Here is a 17,212-nt window from a genome sequence, read left to right as displayed (position 1 = left end):
CGCGTCTCGTCGGAGCCCGCCGGGCCCGTCACTCTCACCCCTCCAGCAACTTCTGCCCCACGTACTCCCCCTCCGCCGCCCCGCCCGGCACCGCGAACAGTCCGCTCGCCTCATGCCGGATGAACTTCGACAGAGCGTCCCCCCGGTCCAGTTTCCGCTGCACCGTCACGAAGCCGCGCAGCGGATCCGCCTGCCAGCAGACGAACAGCAGCCCCGCGTCCGGCACCCCGTCCGCGTCGAAGCCGTCGTGGTACGAGAAGGGCCGCCGCAGCATCGCCGCCCCGCCGTTCTGGTCGGGCCGGGTGATGCGGGCATGGGCGTTGATGGGCACCACGAGACTGCCCTGGGAGTCCGTCTTCTCCAGGTCCATCTCGGCCGTCTCGCTGCCCCCGGACAGCGCCGCCCCGTCGGACTTGCGGCGCCCGATGACGTCCTCCTGCGCCTTGACCGACAGTTGCTCCCAGTCGTCGAGGAGCATGCGGATCCGTCGTACGACGGCGTAGGAGCCGTTCGCCATCCACTCCGGGTCCTTCGCGCCCGACGCCGGCACGAAGATCCGCTTGTCGAAGTCGGACTCGCTCGGCTTGGGGTTGCGGGTGCCGTCGATCTGGCCCATGAGGTTGCGTGCCGTCATGGGGTGGGCGGTGGCGCCCGGCGAGCGGTTGAAGCCGTTCATCTGCCAGCGGATACGGGCAGCGCTGCCCGCGTCCCGCTGGAGGGCGCGCAGCGCGTGGAAGGCGACCAGGGCGTCGTTGGCGCCGATCTGTACCCACAGGTCGCCGTTGCTGCGGGTCTTGTCGAGGTGGTCGGAGGAGAAGTCGGGCAGCGGGTCGAGGGAGACCGGCCGCTGTTTCTCCAGGCCGGTGCGGGCGAAGAAGCTGTGCCCGAAGCCGAAGGTGACCGTCAGCGAGGACGGCCCGGCATCCCGCGCCACATCCGTGTCGTCCTGCTTCGCCGCCTCCCCCGCCATCAGCCGCCGGGCGGTCTCCGACCAGCGCCGCAGCAGCGCGGCCGCCTCCTTGCGCCCGGAGCCCGCCGCGCCAGCCGCGCCCGCCGTCAGGTCGAAGGCGACCAGGTGCCCGCGAGCCTGTAGGCCCTCGGTGATTCCGGGCTGATGTTTCCCGTGAAACATCACCTGTTCGGCGCCGAGCGAGGTGAGCGGCGTGGCCTCGGAGGGCGCCGCCGCGTACCCCACGGCGCCGCCGGCCGCCCCGAGGACGAGCCCGGTGGCACCTGCGGTGCCGAGGAGCTGCCGCCGCGAAATGCCGTCTTCGGAGGCGGCCTTCTCCGGAGCCGGGTCAGAGGTACGGGCCTCCGGGATGGACGTGTGGTCAGCCATGATGGACGTTCAGCCGATCTGCGCGTTCTTGTCGACGGTCACTTGGTCGATGTCGGAGGTCCGTACGGTCACGGCGATGTTCCACTCGCCCGCCATGGGGACCTGCACTCCGCTCGCCGACCAGTGGCCGGTGGTGATGTGGTCGGGGGTGACGGGCAGCGGCCCGATGTCCTTGGACTCGAGGGTGAAGGCGACCTTCACCTCGGGGATGTCGAAGGCCCGGCCGTTGGGCCGCGCCACATAGACGTGCATTTCGTTGGCGCCCACGGTGGCGGGATCGAAGTCGACCGTGACGATGCCCTTGCCGTCCTCCCCGCCCGTGTCGAACGGCATGTCCAGGGTCAGCGCCCCGGAGGCCGAGTCAGAGGAAGCAGCCGCGGACGTGGCGGCCTTGGCGTCCTCCTCCGTACGCCCCGGCTCGGTCTGCGTCAGCACCGTGGTGACGGCGAGCAGGACGACGGCGACGCCCGCCTCCGCGAGCACGGAGCGCCGTAGCCCGAACCGGTTCGGATCGGAGTCCCGTGACCGCTTCTGCCGTGCCGCGTCCATGGCCGCCTGCTGCCGGGCGAGTTGCGCGGCCCGCTTGGAGCTGCCGCCCGCGCGGGCACCGGCGTGTTCCTTCTCGACGACCTTGGCCCGCGCGGGCACCGTCTCCGCCAGCCGCGCCGTCCACCGCCGCGAGATGTACGCGACGCCGACGAGCAGCGCCACGAGCCCGATCTTGACGAGCAGCAGCTGTCCGTACGTCGTGTCGGTGAACGCCGACCAGGAGCCGAGCTGGCGCCAGGACTGGTAGATCCCGGTCGCGACCAGCGCGACGACGCTGCCGAAGGCGACGGTCGAGAAGCGGCGTACGGCAACGCTGTCGAGCGCGTTGTCCGTGGGCGCCCGGTACAGCGCGAGGAGCAGCGCGGTGAGCCCGCCGAGCCAGGCCGCGACGGCCAGCAGATGGACGACGTCGACCGGCATCGCGATCCCGGCCTGGATGCCGACCGAGGCGTGCTCGGACATCGCCCAGCTCGCCGCGAGCCCGGCGGCCACGACGACCCCGCCGACCGCGAGCCCGAAGGTCAGGTCCCGCTTCTCCTCGTCCTCGCGCTTGTCATAGGCGCCGAACAGCACCGAGATGAACAGCGCCGCCGCGGCGAGCAGCAGCAGCCGGGAGACGAGGGCCGCGCCCGTCTTGGTCTGGAGCACCTGCCCGAGCAGCTCCAGGTCGAAGATGTCGCCGACCTTCCCGCTGCTGGTGTAGGAGCCGCGCAGGAGCAGCAGCCCGAGGGTGGCCGCGGTGAGCGTGAGCCATCCGGAGACGACGAGCCGTTGCAGGGCACGCACGCCGGAGCCGCGCTGCCAGCAGGCCAGTACGAAGGCGGCCCCGCCGACCAGCACGATGAAACCGGCGTACGACATGTACCGCCCGAAGCCGTACAGCCAGCCGACGACCCCGCCGCCCACGGTCTCCTCGGACACAGAGACGGAGGTGGACGAGGGGGCGCCGATGGAGAAGGTGTAGGCGCCGGCGACGGGGTGGCTGTCCGCGGAGACGACCTGGTAGGAGATGGTGTACGTGCCGTCGGGCAGGCCGCTGTGCAGCTTCACGGCGTACGTCGTCCCGCTCACGTTGGACGGAGCGCCGCTGTCGACCCGCTTGCCCTTGGGGTCGAGCACCCGCAGCGCGTCGTCGGACATCGAGACCTGCTCGGTGAAGGTCAGCGACACCTGGGCCGGTGCCTTGTCGACCACCGCACCCTGCTGTGGGTCGCTGCCGCTCAGCGCGGCATGCGCGGAGGCCTGACCGGCCCCGGTTAGGAGCAGCCCGGTCGCGGCCAGGAGCAGCAGCACCAGGGTCCTAAGGCGGGGGGCGATGGTCTGTGTCACAGGTGGATCCCTCCCTCAGTGCCCGGTCTTCGGGTTGTACGTCGCCGGCTTCACCGGCATCTCAACCGTGATCGGGCCGGACTCGGTGAAGTGCAGTTCGACGGACACGGTCTGGCCCTGCTTCGGCTTCCGCTTCAGCTTCTCGAACATCAGATGGTTTCCGCCGCTCTTGAACACGAGTTGACCGTGTGCGGGTACGTCGAGGGAGGTGACCTCCCGCATCGACGAGTCGACGGTCTCGTGGACGGTGACCTCGCCGGCGTCGCTGGTGACGGAGGTCAGCTCGTCCTTCGTACCGCCCTTGTTGTCGATCGTCAGGAAGCCCGCCGCCATGGAGTCGGAGACCGGCTGCGGCATGTAGGCGGTGCCGACGGACAGTTCGGGTTCCGAGTCGGCGGAGGCCGAGCCGCTGCAGCCCGCGAGTGTCAGGGCGCCCACCAGGGCGGCGGTGGTCGCGGCCAGGCGCCTCACGGGTTCTCACCCTTGATGAGCTTGGGGAGGTCCGTGGTGTAGTCGTCGACGGTGGCGTCCTCGCCGTACAGGACGTAACCGCCGTCGGTCTTCGGTGAGAAGGCGATGACCTGAGTGCCGTGCGTGGAGACGATCTTGCCCTTCTCCTTGTGCGGCGGCTCGATGGAGATGCCCAGCGTGCGGGCGCCGGCCTGGATGGTGGCGAAGTCGCCGGTCAGGCCGACCACTTGCGTGTCGATGCCCTTGAGCCACTTGCCGAGCGCCTTCGGGGTGTCCCGGTCGGGGTCGGTGGTGACGAACACGACGCGCAGCTCGTCCTGCTCGGCCTTGGACAGCTGCTTCTTGGCGACGGCGATGTTGTTCATCGTCAGCGGGCAGATGTCGGGGCAGTTGGTGTAGCCGAAGTAGAGCAGGGTCGGGTGGCCCTGGGTCTCCTTGCGGAGGTCGTACGACTTGCCGTTGGTGTCCGTGAGGACGAGGTCCGGCTTCTCGAACGGCTTGTCGAGGACAGTGGCGGCCTTGTCCGAGCCGGCCTCTTCGGAGACCACGGCGACGGGTGAGTTGCTGTCGCCGCTGCCGCAGGCGGAGAGGGTCAGGGTGGCGGCGGCGAGCAGCGCGGCCGCCGCGAACGTCTTCTTACGCATAGAAAAATGTCCCAGATGTGTGAACTCCGGCGCGCGCCGGGGGCGTACGGACGCTCGGTGAGCTCCGTTGCACGCGCCCGGCGCGCACCGAGGGGGAAGGGCTCAGGCGTTGTCGGTGCGCCGACGGCCGGCGAGCACGCCGTACGCCACGCCCACGACGCCGATGACGATGCCGACGATGCCCAGCACGCGGGCGGTGGTGTCGCTGCTGTCGGACTCGGCGGCGGTGGTGGTGGTCGAGGCGGCGGGCTCCTGGCTCGCTTCCGCGCTCGCCTCCGCGCCGTGGTGGCCGTCCTCGGCGGCAGCGGTCAGGGTGAGCACCGGAGCCGGGTTCTCGGGCTCCTCCTGGCCCTCCTGCTGCTCCTCGATCCAGCGGACGACGTCGCCGTTGGAGTAGGTCTGGAGCGCCTTGAAGGTGAGTTCGTCGGCGTCCTCGGGCAGCGCGCCGATGGAGACCGGGAACTTCTGGAAGAAGCCGGGCTGGATGCCCTTGCTGGTGCCCGTGCCGGTGGCGGTCCAGGTGACCTTGGTGATCGCCTCGGAGATCTTCTCGCCGTGCGACTCGACGGGCTTGTCCAGCTTGGACTTGGTGGTCTTGATGCTCCAGCCCTGGACCGGCTCCGGCATCACGGATGCCAGCGGGTGGTCGGTCGGGAAGTTGACCTCGAGCTTGGTGGTCGAGGCGTCGTCGCGCTCGTTGGGGACCTTGAAGTCGATCACCGCGTAACCGCCCTTGGCGGCGGCGCCCTCGGGCTGCACGCTGACGTGCGCGAACGCGGGGGAGGACAGGACGACGACGGCGGAGGCGGCGACGGCACCGGCGGCGGCGAGACGAGAGGCCTTCATAGGGGCACTCCACTTCGGGTGAGAGTTAGCGGATTCCGGTGGGGAAGAGGGGTACGCGCGCGTGGCGGCTCATTGAGTACGAGCCCCCATGACCACAGGCACGCGCGTGTGCCGCGCGACGGCGGCCTCTCCGGATCCGTACTCGGTACTCGGTACTCGGTACGAAGTGAAAGCGAAGTGGTGGGCGCGTCGCGTCAGGCGGCGAGGACGAGCGTGGCGGCCGGCGGGCCGCGCCGGATCACCGTGTGCTGGAGTGCGGTGGTGTGGGGCCCCGGCGGCGCGGGCAGCATGGTGCGCGGCAGGCGCGGACCGGCTTCCGGTGCGGCCGGCAACCCGGCGCACAGTGCGCGCGCCAGGGCGAGCGCCCCGCGCAGGGATCGTACGAGTGCCCCCTCGGCGACCCCGTGCGCCGACAGCTCGATGAGCCGCAGCAGCGCCAGGTCCCCCCGGCGCAGCAGCCATCCGGCGGCGATCGCCGCGAGGACATGGCCGAGCAGCATCGGCAGGGACGGCAACAGGGACATGCCGGAGTCCGCGGGCACGGCGTCCATCGCATGCTGGGTGTGGGTACCCGCCGGGTGGATGCGCGCCTCGGTGAGGATCCGCTGGGCCTGCGCGGGGCTGATCGCCGTCGCGGCGGACCCGCACACGATGCGTGCGGCCTGCGCGACCAAGGAGGTGTCGGTCGAGGGCGGGGCCGTGGAGCCGTGCTGCCCCAGCCCGAACAACGTGTGCAGTGCCACCTGCCCGAGCGTGAGCAGCGTCGCGATGCCCGGCAGCGAGCGCGCCCGCCCGGCGAGCGGCGCCGCCACCACGACGACCCCCAGGAATCCCGCGCCGAGCGTCCACAGCGGCACCGTGGCGCAGGAGGCGAGAGTGTGCCCGGCAGCGGCCAGCACGACGCAGACCGCGGCGAACACCGCGGCCCTCAGGATCCGGAGATCACGTCCGGAGTGCGCCCGGCGCTGGTGGGGGGCAGTCATGGCGGGCCAATCATTGCACTGGCCTTATGGGTCCCATACGGCAGGTCCGCAAGATGGCGTACGACCGGAAGATCACCTTCCGGTACCAGCCGCCCGCACATGTCCCGAGCACTGTCACCCCGGATGCGCTGTTCAGCGCCACACGCATACACCGACCGCCACCTGCGGCGCATCGGCCGTATGGGCGGCATCACGTCAACGATGCGCTTACACCCGGGCACTTACGGCAATACGTAACGGTATGTCGAGCCGCGGCCAGGAGGCTGGAGCATGAGCATCTGGTGGTCACTCCATCTGCGGCGCGAGGCTGCGAGCGTTCCGCTCGCCCGGCGGCTCCTGCTCGGCACGATGGAGAGCGCGGGCGTCGACCCGGACATCTCGTACGACCTCTCCGTCGCGTTGACCGAGGCCTGTGCGAACGCCGTGGAGCACGGCGGCGACGCCGGGCACGGCGGTTCCTCGGAGGCCTACCGCGTCACCGCCTACCTCGATGGCGAGAAGTGCCGTATCGAAGTGGTCGACTCGGGTCCGGGCTTCACCGGCCGGCCGAGCCTGCGCTCCTCCCGCAGCGAAGCCGAGCACGGGCGTGGCCTGTGGCTCATCCGGGAGCTCGCCGACCATGTCCAGATCGGGAACAAACCGGGACGGGGCGGCGCGGTGGTGAGCTTCGACAAGATCCTCAAGTGGAAGAAGGACGCGCAGTTGGTCGCGGTGTAGCCGCGCCGGATCCCGCCCGCCGACGGTGACTTGATCTCTAGGCTGGGCGGATGGAGATCGGAACAGAAGAGCTGCCGGGCGGTGTGACGCTCCGGCTCGCCGCACCGTCGGACGCGTCCGCGCTCTGTGCGGCCTACGTCGAGAACCGGGACTTCCTCGCTCCCTGGGAGCCGCGCCGCCCGGAGGGTTTCTTCACCGTCGAGGGACAGGCCGAACTCCTTGAGGTGCGGATGCGGGAGTTCACTGAGGGCCGGCTCGTCCCCTGGGTCTTCGACTCACGTGACCGGATCGCCGGGACCATCATGCTGACCGGCATCACCCTGGGGCCCTTCTGTAGCGCCTACCTCGGCTACTGGGTCGCCGCCGACCACCAGGGCCACGGCCTGGCGACCGCCGCCGTACAGCAGGTGTGCCGCATCGCACGCGACAGCGTCGGACTGCACCGGATCGAGGCCACCACGCTGCTGGACAACACCAGATCCCAACGCGTGCTGGAGAAATGCGGGTTCGAGCCGATCGGCACCGCACCGCGCTACCTCCACGTCAACGGAGAGTGGCGCGACCACCGGATGTTCCAGCGGATCCTGCACGACGACGACCTCCGGCTGTGACGTTTCAGGTTCCTCGGCATTCACAGCCAGTGCACAGCGCCGCCCCATCTCCCTGACGGACGCCGTCCATACGTTCCGGACCATGACGGGAAACCACAAGAACGGCACGATCACCCGGCGGCGCGCCCTCGCGGTGACCGGTGGCACGGTCGCTGCGGGCGGCCTCGCGGTCGTCGGATACCAGTCGGCGTTCGCCGACGCGGCGACGACCGCCGAAACGACCGCGACCGCCTCCGCGAGCGCCAGCAGCAGCAGCGACGCCTGTATGACGCTGATGTCGAGCGTCACGGAAGGCCCGTACTACCTCGACGGCGCCCTGGTGCGGAAGGACATCACCGAGGGCAAGAGCGGTGTCCCGTTGACTTTGCGCCTGACCGTCGTGGACGCCACCGACGGCTGCACCCCGGTCCCCGGCGCGGCCGTGGAGATCTGGCACTGCGACGCCTGGGGCTACTACTCCGGCTACACCACCGCCAACCCCGGCGGCTCGGCCCCCGCCGAGAGCGAGGACGGCTCGACGGCCAATGACAAGACCTACCTTCGGGGCTACCAGATCGCGAACGCCAATGGGGTCGTCAAGTTCGAGACGATCTTCCCCGGCTGGTACACCCCGCGCACCTGCCACATCCACGTGAAGGTGCACACCGGCGGCGAGAAGGAGGACGGCACCTACGAGGGCGGCAAGGTCAACTACACCGGCCAGTTCTTCTTCGACGACGAGATCGCCCAGGAGATCTTCACCCTGGAGCCCTACTCCCGGCACTCCGGCAGCTACACCACCCTCGACAACGACATGGTGTACGACGGCGGCGGCGCGTCCAGCGGCCTGCTCACCCTCAAGGCCGTGCACAAGACGGATCCCGCCAAGGGCTACAAGGGCTTCCTCACCCTGGGCGTCGACCCGGATGCCGAGAACACCGGCGCGGGCAGCGGCGGTGGCGGCGAGGGCGGTACGCCGCCGACCGGTACGCCACCGAGCGACGCCCCGTCCGCCTCGGCGTCTTCGTAAGGTACGACGATGACGAGCCGCGAGGACGAGACGCTGGCGCAGGCCGCCGTGGCCGCGCTGACCGGACAGCTGGCGCTCGCTCCCAAGCCCGGCCTGCCCGACCCGCGCGACCTCGGCGCCCGCGTCACGCGGGTGGACCACCGAGCCCTGCGCTGGTCTGCCAAGGCGCTCGCGCCCGGCCTCGCGGCGATGGCCGCGGCGGCCCGCCGCACCGGCGAGCCCACGCCAGGGCTGCGTGCCGAGCTGGGCGCGATCGGACGCTGCACCGAACACTCGGTGGGGCTCGCGGGCGGCGGTCACCGGGGTGCCCTGTGGGCGCTCGGCCTGCTGGTTGCCGCGGCCGCCCTCGACCCCCGGGCCGGGGGTCGCGACGTGGCCGCCGCCGCAAAACGCATCGCCGCCCACCCCGACAAGCGAGCCCCGCGCAGGCCCTCCCGGGGCTCCTCGGTGTCCGCCAAGTACGGCGCGGCGGGCGCCCGCGGCGAGGCCCGCGCCGGATTCCCGCACGTACGGCGGGCGTTGGACGCGCTCACCACGTCCCGCTCGGCCGGCGCCACGGAGGGCGAGGCCCAGCTCGACGCCCTGCTCACCGTGATGTCCACCCTCCAGGACACCGAGCTGCTCTACACGGCGGGCCCGCTGGGCCTGCGCCACGTCCAGGCGGGCGCAAGGGGCGTCATGGAAGCAGGCGGTACGGCAACGGAGGCGGGCCGAGAAGCACTGCTGGCCTTCGACACCGACCTCCACACGCGCGCGTGGAGCCCGAGGGGGAGTGCAGGGCTGCTGGCGGGGGCGCTGTTCCTGGACGCCCTGCCGGTCGCTCAAGCGCCCCGACTCAACCCTTGAGCCGAGCCATCCACGCCTCAACCTCATCGGACCGCCGAGGAAGCCCACCCGACAGATTCCGGTTCCCACCCTCCGTCACCAGAATGTCGTCCTCGATCCGCACACCGATTCCCCGGTACTCCTCCGGCACCGTCAGGTCATCGGCCTGGAAGTACAGCCCCGGCTCAACAGTCAGACACATGCCCGGCGACAACGTGCCGTCGACATACGTCTCGGTCCGCGCAGTCGCACAGTCATGGACGTCCAGCCCGAGCATGTGCCCGGTGCCGTGCAGCGTCCACCGCCGCTGAAGCCCCAGTTCCAGCACCCGCTCCACGGGCCCCTCGACCAGCCCCCACTCGACGAGCTTCTCGGTCAGCACCCGCTGCGCGGCGTCATGGAAGTCCCGGTACTTCGCACCCGGCTGCACCGCCGCGATCCCGGCCTCCTGAGCCTCGTACACCGCGTCGTAGATCTTCTTCTGGATCTCGCTGAACCGTCCGTTGACCGGCAGCGTGCGCGTGACGTCGGCGGTGTACAGCGTGTGCGTCTCGACGCCCGCGTCCAGCAGCAGCAGCTCACCGGAGCGCACGGGTCCGTCGTTGCGCACCCAGTGCAGCGTGCAGGCGTGCGGCCCGGCCGCGCAGATGGAGCCGTAGCCGATGTCGTTGCCCTCGACGCGCGCGCGGAGGAAGAACGTGCCCTCGATGTACCGCTCGGAGGTCGCCTCGGCCTTGTCGAGGACCTTCACCACGTCCTCGAAGCCACGCACGGTCGAGTCGACGGCCTTCTGGAGCTCGCCGATCTCGAACTCGTCCTTGACCAGCCGCGCCTCGGACAGGAAGACCCGCAGCTCCGCGTCCCGCTCGGCGGTGACCTTGTCGTGCAGCGCGGCCTCGATACCGGCGTCGTAGCTCCGTACGACCCGGACCGGGCCCGTGGCCTCCGTCAGCGCGGCGGCCAGCTCGCGCACGTCCGCGGCCGGGATGCCGTACAGCTTCTCGGCCTCGCTCAGCGAGTGCCTGCGGCCGACCCACAGTTCGCCCTGGCCGGAGAGCCAGAACTCGCCGTTCTCGCGGTCGGAGCGCGGCAGCAGGTAGATCGTCGCCTTGTGGCCGTTCGCGACGGGCTCCAGGACGAGCACGCCGTCCTCGGTCTGGTTCCCGGTGAGGTACGCGTACTCGACCGACGCCCGGAAGGGGTACTCCGTGTCGTTCGAGCGGGTCTTCAGGTTGCCCGCCGGAATCACCAGACGCTCGCCCGGGAAGCGCGCGGAGAGCGCGGCCCGGCGGGCGGCGGTCTCGGCGGCCTGCGCGATCGGCCGCAGGTCGCGCAGCTCCGTGTCGGCCCAGCCGGACTTCATGTTCTCGGCCAGCTCGTCGGACACGCCCGGGTACAGGCCGTTCTTGCGCTGCTTGATCGGCTTCTCCGACTCAGTCTCCGGGGTCTCCGGGGTGAGTTCGTCGGCCACGGTCATCCTCCTAGATACGGCACTGGACCCCGTCCATCGTACGGTCGCGAGGAAGGGGGCCCAGGGCCGGAAGACCTGTTACCGGCAGCTACGCGGAACGAGCGGCCGGTTACTCGAAACGAGCGGCCAGGAGTACGACGTCCTCCGCCGACTCCGCTTCGTCCTGCCCGTCCGGCAGCACGGTCCGCAGGATGTGGTCGGCGATGGCGTCCGGGTCCCGGCGCAGCGCCCTGGGCACGCCGGCCGCCGCGGCGTGCAGCCGGGCGAAGGCGCGGTCGGTGGGGTCGCCGGTGCGGTGCAGCAGCCCGTCGGTGTACAGCAGCACCGTCTCCCCGGGCTCCACCTGGAGTTCCACGCTCGGCGCCTCCCAGCAGGCGAGCATGCCCAGCGGCGCGGACACGGAGGTCTCCACGAACTCCGTGCGCCGCTCGCCGATCAGCAGCGGCGGGCTGTGCCCGGCCCCGGCCAGCGTGATCTTGCGCAGCGCGGGCTCGCAGTAGGCGAACAGGGCGGTGGCGGACCGGGCGGGCTCGGTGAGCCTGAGGAGCAGCTCCAGGTCGGACAGGACGGCGACGGGGTCCTCGCCCTCCATCACGGCGTACGCCCGCAGGGACGCCCGCAGTCGTCCCATCGCGGCGATGGCGCTGGGGCCGGAGCCGGTCACCGAGCCCACGGCGAGGCCGAGCGCGGCGTCCGGCAGCGGCAGCGCGTCGTACCAGTCGCCGCCGCCGCGCGGGCCGGTGCGGTGCCGGGCGGCGAGCTGCATGCCGGCCACCCGGGGCAGCCGCGAGGGGAGCAGTTCCTCGGTCATCGTCGTCAGGCACGCGCGCGTGCGCTCGACTTCGACCAGCCGGGCCAGGTGCTCGGTGGCGTAGCGGGCGTACAGGCCGACGAGGTGCCGCTGTCGCTCGACCGGCTCGGCGGGTTCGTCGTAGAGCCATACGGCGGCGCCGAGGCAGCCGGCGGTGGTGGTGGACAGGGGGAGCGCGTAGCTGGCCGCGTAGCCGAGGCGGGCGGCGACCTCGCGGTGCCGGGGGTCGAGGCCGTCCTCGGCGAACAGATCGGGCTGGGCGATCTCGCTCTCGCTGCCGGGCAGGCCGTCGAGGATCCGGCCGAAGGGCATCGCGCCGCGCGGCACGGTCTCGATGTGACCGAGATCGGCGCGGGCAAGACCCAGTCCGATGGTTGTGTCCGGTCCCAGCCCGTCGCCGGGTTCCAGCACGACGAGACCGCGCCGGGCGCCCACGAGGGCGGCTCCGGCGCGCAGCACTTCCTGGAGGGCGTCCGCCAGTGCGTCCGTGCGGGCCAGGCGTTCGGTGAGTTCGTGGAGGGTCGTGAGATCCGAGACCCAGCCGGCGAGGCGGTCCTGGAGCAGTGCGCCTGGTGGGTTGGGAGGGGGAACGGCTGTGGTGGCAGTGTTTTCGGAGGCCGCGGGCGCGGGCGCGACAGTGTGTGCGGGCGAGGGAACCGTTGAATCGATTCCGGCCACTTTCGGAGCGTGCGGGGCGTTCATGGCGTCCGGCTTTCCGACCGGTGCGTATTGCTCGATAGCATCGCAAACCCCCATGTCATTCTGCGCCGCTAGCAGTGTCTCCACATGTACACGCACTCGTGAGGGGATGTCCAGCATTGTCCTGCTGGGATTCCTGGTGTCCGTGGGGTTTCGGTAGACCTCTTGCGGAAAAGCAAAGTTGGCTTAAAACTGCCTCGGGTAACGGCCTATTGCGGTCGACTGGCCTTGCTCCACAGAGCGTCACAGCGGTCGTGATGGGTACGTACTCGGTGAAGGCCAGGGGTGGTTGGGAATCACCCGGAACCTGGCGACGGACCCGGGCGTCTTAGCCACCGACGACCGTGCCCCATCCTCCCGTGGCGGAGGCGAAGAGAAACACGCGCGACAGCAAAACGCCAGACTTCGCCACCCCACGCCACGCCCGTGCTTTTGAACGACGCAGTATGGACGAGGCTGCCGCGGAAGCTGCAACGCTCGGCCCATAGGGGTTCCCCATGCCTGAGGCAGGGGTGTGATGCGCCAATAGGTACGCACAGTGAAGTGATCGACACATGGTGTGATGTGGTCCACGGTGTTGCCAGCGGTGCAACGGAAAGGAACGAGCGCTCATGCGCGAGATCCTCGGAAGGCGACGCAGGCTCCTGTCCCAGCGCAGCGACGGGGGGCCTGACTTGATCAGCGCGGCCCTGACCTACGCGGCCGAATGGCAGTGGCCCGTACTCCCGGGCGTGGCGGCGGATCCGCAGGGGCGCTCCCGCTGCGCCTGCCCTGATCCGGACTGCACGGTGCCCGGCGCACACCCCTTCGACCCCGGCCTCCTCGCGGCCACCACCGACGCCCGCATGGTGCGCTGGTGGTGGAGCAACCGGCCCGCCGCGCCGATCGTCCTGGCCACCGGCGGGACGGCCCCGTGCGCGGTGTCCCTGCCCGCCCTGCCGGCCGCCCGCGCCCTGGACGCGCTCGACCGCATGGGCATGCGCCTCGGCCCGGTCGTGGCCTCGCCCACCCGGTGGGCGCTGCTCGTGAAGCCGTACTCCATGGAGCAGCTGGGCGAACTGCTGTACGCCCAGGACTTCGTCCCGGGCTCCCTCCGCTTCCACGGCGAGGGCGGCTATCTGGCACTGCCCCCGTCCGAAACCGGTCAGGGACAGATCCGCTGGGAGCGCGCACCACTGCCCGGCTCGGCCTCCCCGTGGGTGCCCGACGTCGAGGCCGTGGTGGACGCCGTGGTTGAAGCACTCACTCGTACGGGTGTGAGCGCGCCCGAGTTGTAAGGGTGTCGGGCGCGCGTGGAACCGAGCGCCCCATTCCGGTCGTTATCGTCCCCTTCATGAACATTCGCCTGCTCGCCCTCGCGGGCGTGGCGGCATGCGCGATCGCGCTGCCGCTGGCTGTTGCGTCCGCGGGGCCCGTGGGTGACCAGGACGCCGACGACGTACGGCCGTCCCGTCGCGCTGACGCCAAGGCCCCCTCCGCCGAACCCACCGACCCTCCGGGGTTGCTCGGCCTGGGCCTGGCCACAGCCGCCCGCTGCGGTCCCGAACTCACCTCACCCGACGGCATCGAGGCACAGACCTGTGTGATGACCCAGGGGGAGACCACCTGGGCGCGTACCTACTACCGCAACGTGACCGGCGGCGCGCTGGACTCCGTACTGAGCCTCATGGGTCCGGGCGGCCGCACGCTTCAGATGCGCTGCATGATCGGCACCGACGACGAGCCCGCCACCTGTGAGACGCCGCGTGAGCGCACGCGGGGAAACCTGGATGCCTACACCGCGGTTGCGGAGTTCGCGGCTCGGGCCGGGCAGGGACCGCTGCTGCTGCGGTCGGGGAGCAACTCCGGGGCGCCTGCGGGCGGTTGACGGACGACGGGGGTTTTCCCCCGCGCCCGGCTTCGAACCCTCTTGGGGAAGCGCGCACAGAAAGACCCGGTTGCTGGCGACGGGGGATGCACCAGCAACCGGGCTACTGGAACGGTAACAAGAGATCGGCTGTTCGCAAATTCGATCTCGCGTTTTGCTTGGCTATTCGGACACCGACTCGCCTGCCGCAACGGGGAGTTGTGGACGGAGCCGACCGTTCCGTCAAGGCCTGCTCCGGCTGACCGACCGGTCAGCCGGAGCTGTGCGTCAGCTGAGCGTGACCTGTCGGTTGGTCAGGCCGCCGCGCGCGCGGCGCTCGTCCGCGGTGAGCGGGGCGTCCGTGGCCAGCGCGGTGGCGAGACGCTCGGCGAACTCGGCGGCCGGCTTCTCGATGTCCTGCGCGGTGACTCCGCTCGGCAGGTCCCAGACCGGGACGGTGAGCCCGTGACCGCGGAAGGAACCCACCAGCCGGGTGCCCTCCCCGAGGCTCGCCCCGCCGGCGGCGTGCAGCCGTGCGAGGGCGTCCAGAAGCTGCTCCTCCGGGTGCGGCATGACCCACCGCAGGTGGTTCTTCTCCGGCGTCTCGCACCAGTACGCGGCGTCCACGCCGGTCAGCTTCACGGTCGGGATGGCCGCGGCGTTGGCCCGCTCCAGGGAGGCGGTCACCTCCGGTGTGGCGTTCTCCGCGTCCGGGACCCAGAACTCGAAGCCCGGGTGCACGAGTGGCTCGAACGTGCCTTCCGGGTCGAGCAGATCCTGAAGCCGCGGACCGTCGGCCGGCGCGCGGCGACTCTGCACGGGCGTGCCCGGCTTGGCGGTGAGGGCGCGCTGGAGGGTGTCGGCGAGGTCGCGGCTGATGTCGCCCGACGCCGTGTCGTTCTGGAGGCCGAGCAGGACCGAGCCGTCGTCGCGGCGCAGGGCGGGCCAGGCCATCGGCAGGACCGTGGCGAGCGTGACCGAGGGGACGTCCTCGGGGAGGCCTCCCTTGAGCGTCAGCTCCACCGTGGCGGCGGGGACCAGCTCGCGCAGCGCCACCCAGTCGCATTCGCCGGGCAGGCCCTCGAACGGGCGCTGCACCAGCTCGGTCACCGCCTGCGCGGCGGCCCGGCCGTGGCACGCCTTGTAACGGCGGCCGCTGCCGCAGGGGCAGGGTTCGCGGGCACCGACAACCGGGATCTCACCATCCGTGAGCTGCGGCCGCGGGGCCTTGGTCTGGAGTCGCTTCTTGGCCATCTTGGGTGTCTCCCGGTTACGGCTCGTCTCGTACGGCGGGAGCCTAGCCGTTTACGCCACGACCGACGGGAACCCTGTGGACAACGCGGCCGACCCTCCCCCACTCTCGGCTTCGCCCGAGCGGGAGGACCCTCGCCGTCCTGTGGAACCGGTGCTTCAGTCCCGGTCGTCGAAGGCGTTCGCGAAGTCCAGGTCGGGTATCGCGGACACCCGAGGAGCGGTGACACGCGTAGCGAAGTCGTCGCGCCGGCGGCCTGCGGCCGTGTTGTGCACGTCGTCGTGGACCACGACCCACACCGTGACCTCGCCGCGTGCGTCGTCCCGGACGCCCCAGTCGTCGGCCAGTGCGGTGATGATGTTCAGCCCGCGGCCGCCGTGTGCGGTGACCGAGGGCGTGGCCGGAGCCGGGCGGGTGGGCCCACCACCGTCCGTCACCTCGACCGTGAGCCTGCCGCGCGTGTCCACCCGCCATGCGGCCCGGACGTCGCCGTCCCCGGCCAGGGCGTCGCCCAGCGGCCGGCCGTGCTTGCACGCATTGCTCAAGAGTTCGGAAAGAATCAATACGGCATCGTCGATGACCGCTTCCGCCACGCCACCCGTGCGCAACTGATCGCGCATACGGTGTCTCGCTTCACCCACGCCCGCAGGGCCATGGGCTACGGCCATGCTCGACGACGTGGGCACCTCCTGTGCCACCACCAACGCCACCCCCGAGACCTCCTTTGCCCCACGCCACGGTGTGGATGCCCCATTGGCCTGAACCGGAAACCGGCCAATGCACGTTCAGTGACGCATTCGCAACGATCGAATACGGTTCGAACGCGCCGGAGCACTCCCTGTAACCGCGTGGCTGAATTTCGCCGGTGTGGCCGGTATCGGAGAATGCTGTAGAACGCCTGTGGGGGTCAAGCTTCGTTTCATGGCTCAACGACCGAGTTGGCGCAGCACCTCGCGCGGACGGTTGGTGATGATGGCGTCGATGCCCAGGTCGACGCAGAGATCGACGTCCTGGGGCTCGTTCACGGTCCAGACGTGGACCTGGTGGCCGGCTCGCTTCAGGCGCTCGACGTACGCCGGATGGTTGCGCACGATCCGGATCGAGGGGCCCGCGAACCGGACACCCGCGGGCAGCCGTCCGTCACGCAGCCGGGGCGAGACGAACTGCATCAGATAGACCGTCGGCAGCGTCGGCGAGGCGGCTCGCACACGGTGCAGCGAGCGTGCCGAGAAGCTCATGATCCGTAGCTGGGACTCCGCCGGGGTGGCGGGCGCGTCCAGCCCGAAGCGCTTCAGGAGAAGCAGCAGCCGCTCCTCGACCTGGCCCGCCCAGCGGGTGGGGTGCTTGGTCTCGACGGCCAGCTCCACCCGGCGGCCGGCGTCGGCGATGAGTTCGAGCAGCCGCTCCAGGGTCAGGACGGAGGTGTCCTCCGGGTCCTCGGGCAGATGCTCCCAGTCGGGCTCCTCGTCCCGCATCCGCCAGGAGTCCCGGTTCTTCCAGGAGCCGAAGTCCAGGGCCGCCAGCTCGGCGAGCTCCAGGGCGGAGACCGCTCCGCGGCCGTTGGAGGTGCGGTTGACGCGGCGGTCGTGGACGCAGACGAGATGGCCGTCGGCGGTCAGCCGCACATCGCACTCGAGGGCGTCCGCACCGTCCTCGATCGCCTTCTTGTACGCGGCCAGGGTGTGCTCGGGAGCCTCTTCGGAGGCCCCGCGGTGGGCGACGACTTGAATCCGGTGCTGCCGTGCAGGGGTCACCGCGTCATGGTGCCACCGCAACGGGGTAGACGTGAGGGCGCGACCCCCTCGCACGC

Annotated in this window: 17 protein-coding genes; 6 read left to right on the top strand and 11 right to left on the bottom strand. The window is 70.8% G+C overall.

From position 1 onward, the window contains the following. Window positions 1–34: 34 nt before the first annotated feature. The 6 genes from efeB to KCH87_RS36950 all read right to left on the bottom strand — a co-directional run bounded on the left by efeB (window position 35) and on the right by KCH87_RS36950 (window position 6,161). Window positions 35–1,339: an iron uptake transporter deferrochelatase/peroxidase subunit gene (gene efeB, locus KCH87_RS36975; RefSeq protein WP_210592239.1), complete on the bottom strand. Its 1,305-nt coding sequence runs from the start codon at window positions 1,337–1,339 to the stop codon at window positions 35–37. Between the two features lie 9 nt (window positions 1,340–1,348). Then, on the bottom strand, window positions 1,349–3,217 hold the full coding sequence (locus tag KCH87_RS36970) for a copper resistance protein CopC (RefSeq protein ID WP_210592238.1): 1,869 nt from the start codon (window positions 3,215–3,217) through the stop codon (window positions 1,349–1,351). A gap of 15 nt (window positions 3,218–3,232) precedes the next feature. After that, window positions 3,233–3,688, bottom strand: a complete 456-nt coding sequence (locus KCH87_RS36965) for a copper chaperone PCu(A)C (protein WP_210592237.1) — start codon at window positions 3,686–3,688, stop codon at window positions 3,233–3,235. Then, a complete protein-coding gene (locus tag KCH87_RS36960) occupies window positions 3,685–4,332 on the bottom strand; it encodes an SCO family protein (RefSeq protein ID WP_210592236.1) in 648 nt (215 codons plus the stop codon). The genes KCH87_RS36965 and KCH87_RS36960 overlap by 4 nt, the downstream gene beginning before the upstream one ends. Before the next feature lie 102 nt (window positions 4,333–4,434). Continuing rightward, on the bottom strand, window positions 4,435–5,178 hold the full coding sequence (locus KCH87_RS36955; RefSeq protein WP_210592235.1) for a YcnI family protein: 744 nt from the start codon (window positions 5,176–5,178) through the stop codon (window positions 4,435–4,437). Window positions 5,179–5,372: 194 nt separating this feature from the next. Continuing rightward, window positions 5,373–6,161, bottom strand: a complete 789-nt coding sequence (locus KCH87_RS36950) for a hypothetical protein (RefSeq protein ID WP_210592234.1) — start codon at window positions 6,159–6,161, stop codon at window positions 5,373–5,375. Between the two features lie 270 nt (window positions 6,162–6,431). Between KCH87_RS36950 and KCH87_RS36945 the strand changes: the two genes are divergently transcribed. The 4 genes from KCH87_RS36945 to KCH87_RS36930 all read left to right on the top strand — a co-directional run bounded on the left by KCH87_RS36945 (window position 6,432) and on the right by KCH87_RS36930 (window position 9,344). Further along, window positions 6,432–6,878, top strand: coding sequence for an ATP-binding protein (locus KCH87_RS36945; protein ID WP_210592233.1), 447 nt, complete (start codon window positions 6,432–6,434; stop codon window positions 6,876–6,878). 50 nt (window positions 6,879–6,928) lie between these two features. Next, entirely contained in the window at window positions 6,929–7,489 is a 561-nt protein-coding gene (locus KCH87_RS36940; protein WP_210592232.1) for a GNAT family N-acetyltransferase, read from the top strand. Window positions 7,490–7,571: 82 nt separating this feature from the next. Continuing rightward, entirely contained in the window at window positions 7,572–8,498 is a 927-nt protein-coding gene (locus KCH87_RS36935) for an intradiol ring-cleavage dioxygenase (RefSeq protein WP_210592231.1), read from the top strand. Between the two features lie 9 nt (window positions 8,499–8,507). Next, window positions 8,508–9,344: a triphosphoribosyl-dephospho-CoA synthase gene (locus tag KCH87_RS36930; RefSeq protein WP_210592230.1), complete on the top strand. Its 837-nt coding sequence runs from the start codon at window positions 8,508–8,510 to the stop codon at window positions 9,342–9,344. Here KCH87_RS36930 and KCH87_RS36925 read toward each other — a convergent pair. After that, the gene (locus KCH87_RS36925; protein WP_210592229.1) at window positions 9,334–10,800 is read right to left on the bottom strand and encodes an aminopeptidase P family protein; all 1,467 of its coding nucleotides are present in this window, start codon (window positions 10,798–10,800) and stop codon (window positions 9,334–9,336) included. The two genes, KCH87_RS36930 and KCH87_RS36925, sit on opposite strands and share 11 nt — an antisense overlap. Before the next feature lie 103 nt (window positions 10,801–10,903). Then, complete coding sequence (locus tag KCH87_RS36920; RefSeq protein WP_210592228.1) at window positions 10,904–12,424, bottom strand: PP2C family protein-serine/threonine phosphatase; 1,521 nt, start codon at window positions 12,422–12,424, stop codon at window positions 10,904–10,906. A 491-nt stretch (window positions 12,425–12,915) separates the two neighbouring features. On the opposite strand from KCH87_RS36920, the gene KCH87_RS36915 reads away from it, so the two are divergent. Both KCH87_RS36915 and KCH87_RS36910 read left to right on the top strand, forming a co-directional pair. Further along, a complete protein-coding gene (locus KCH87_RS36915) occupies window positions 12,916–13,581 on the top strand; it encodes a bifunctional DNA primase/polymerase (RefSeq protein WP_210592227.1) in 666 nt (221 codons plus the stop codon). A 56-nt stretch (window positions 13,582–13,637) separates the two neighbouring features. Further along, window positions 13,638–14,171 carry a hypothetical protein gene (locus tag KCH87_RS36910; RefSeq protein WP_210592226.1) on the top strand — a complete coding sequence of 178 codons (534 nt, stop codon included), beginning with the start codon at window positions 13,638–13,640 and terminating at the stop codon, window positions 14,169–14,171. Between the two features lie 267 nt (window positions 14,172–14,438). On the opposite strand, the gene KCH87_RS36905 is transcribed toward KCH87_RS36910, so the two are convergent. The 3 genes from KCH87_RS36905 to KCH87_RS36895 form a co-directional block, all read right to left on the bottom strand. Next, a complete protein-coding gene (locus tag KCH87_RS36905; RefSeq protein WP_210592225.1) occupies window positions 14,439–15,404 on the bottom strand; it encodes a DUF5926 family protein in 966 nt (321 codons plus the stop codon). A 156-nt stretch (window positions 15,405–15,560) separates the two neighbouring features. After that, window positions 15,561–16,112, bottom strand: coding sequence for an ATP-binding protein (locus KCH87_RS36900; RefSeq protein ID WP_210592224.1), 552 nt, complete (start codon window positions 16,110–16,112; stop codon window positions 15,561–15,563). A gap of 216 nt (window positions 16,113–16,328) precedes the next feature. Further along, window positions 16,329–17,156, bottom strand: coding sequence for a glycerophosphodiester phosphodiesterase (locus KCH87_RS36895; RefSeq protein WP_210592223.1), 828 nt, complete (start codon window positions 17,154–17,156; stop codon window positions 16,329–16,331). Window positions 17,157–17,212 lie beyond the last annotated feature (56 nt).

Origin of the sequence: Streptomyces sp. GESEQ-35 (assembly GCF_017948485.1) — a bacterium.
Taxonomy (GTDB): domain Bacteria; phylum Actinomycetota; class Actinomycetes; order Streptomycetales; family Streptomycetaceae; genus Streptomyces.
The sequence above is the reverse complement of the archived record's forward strand: the minus strand, read 5'-3'. Positions and strand labels throughout refer to the sequence as shown.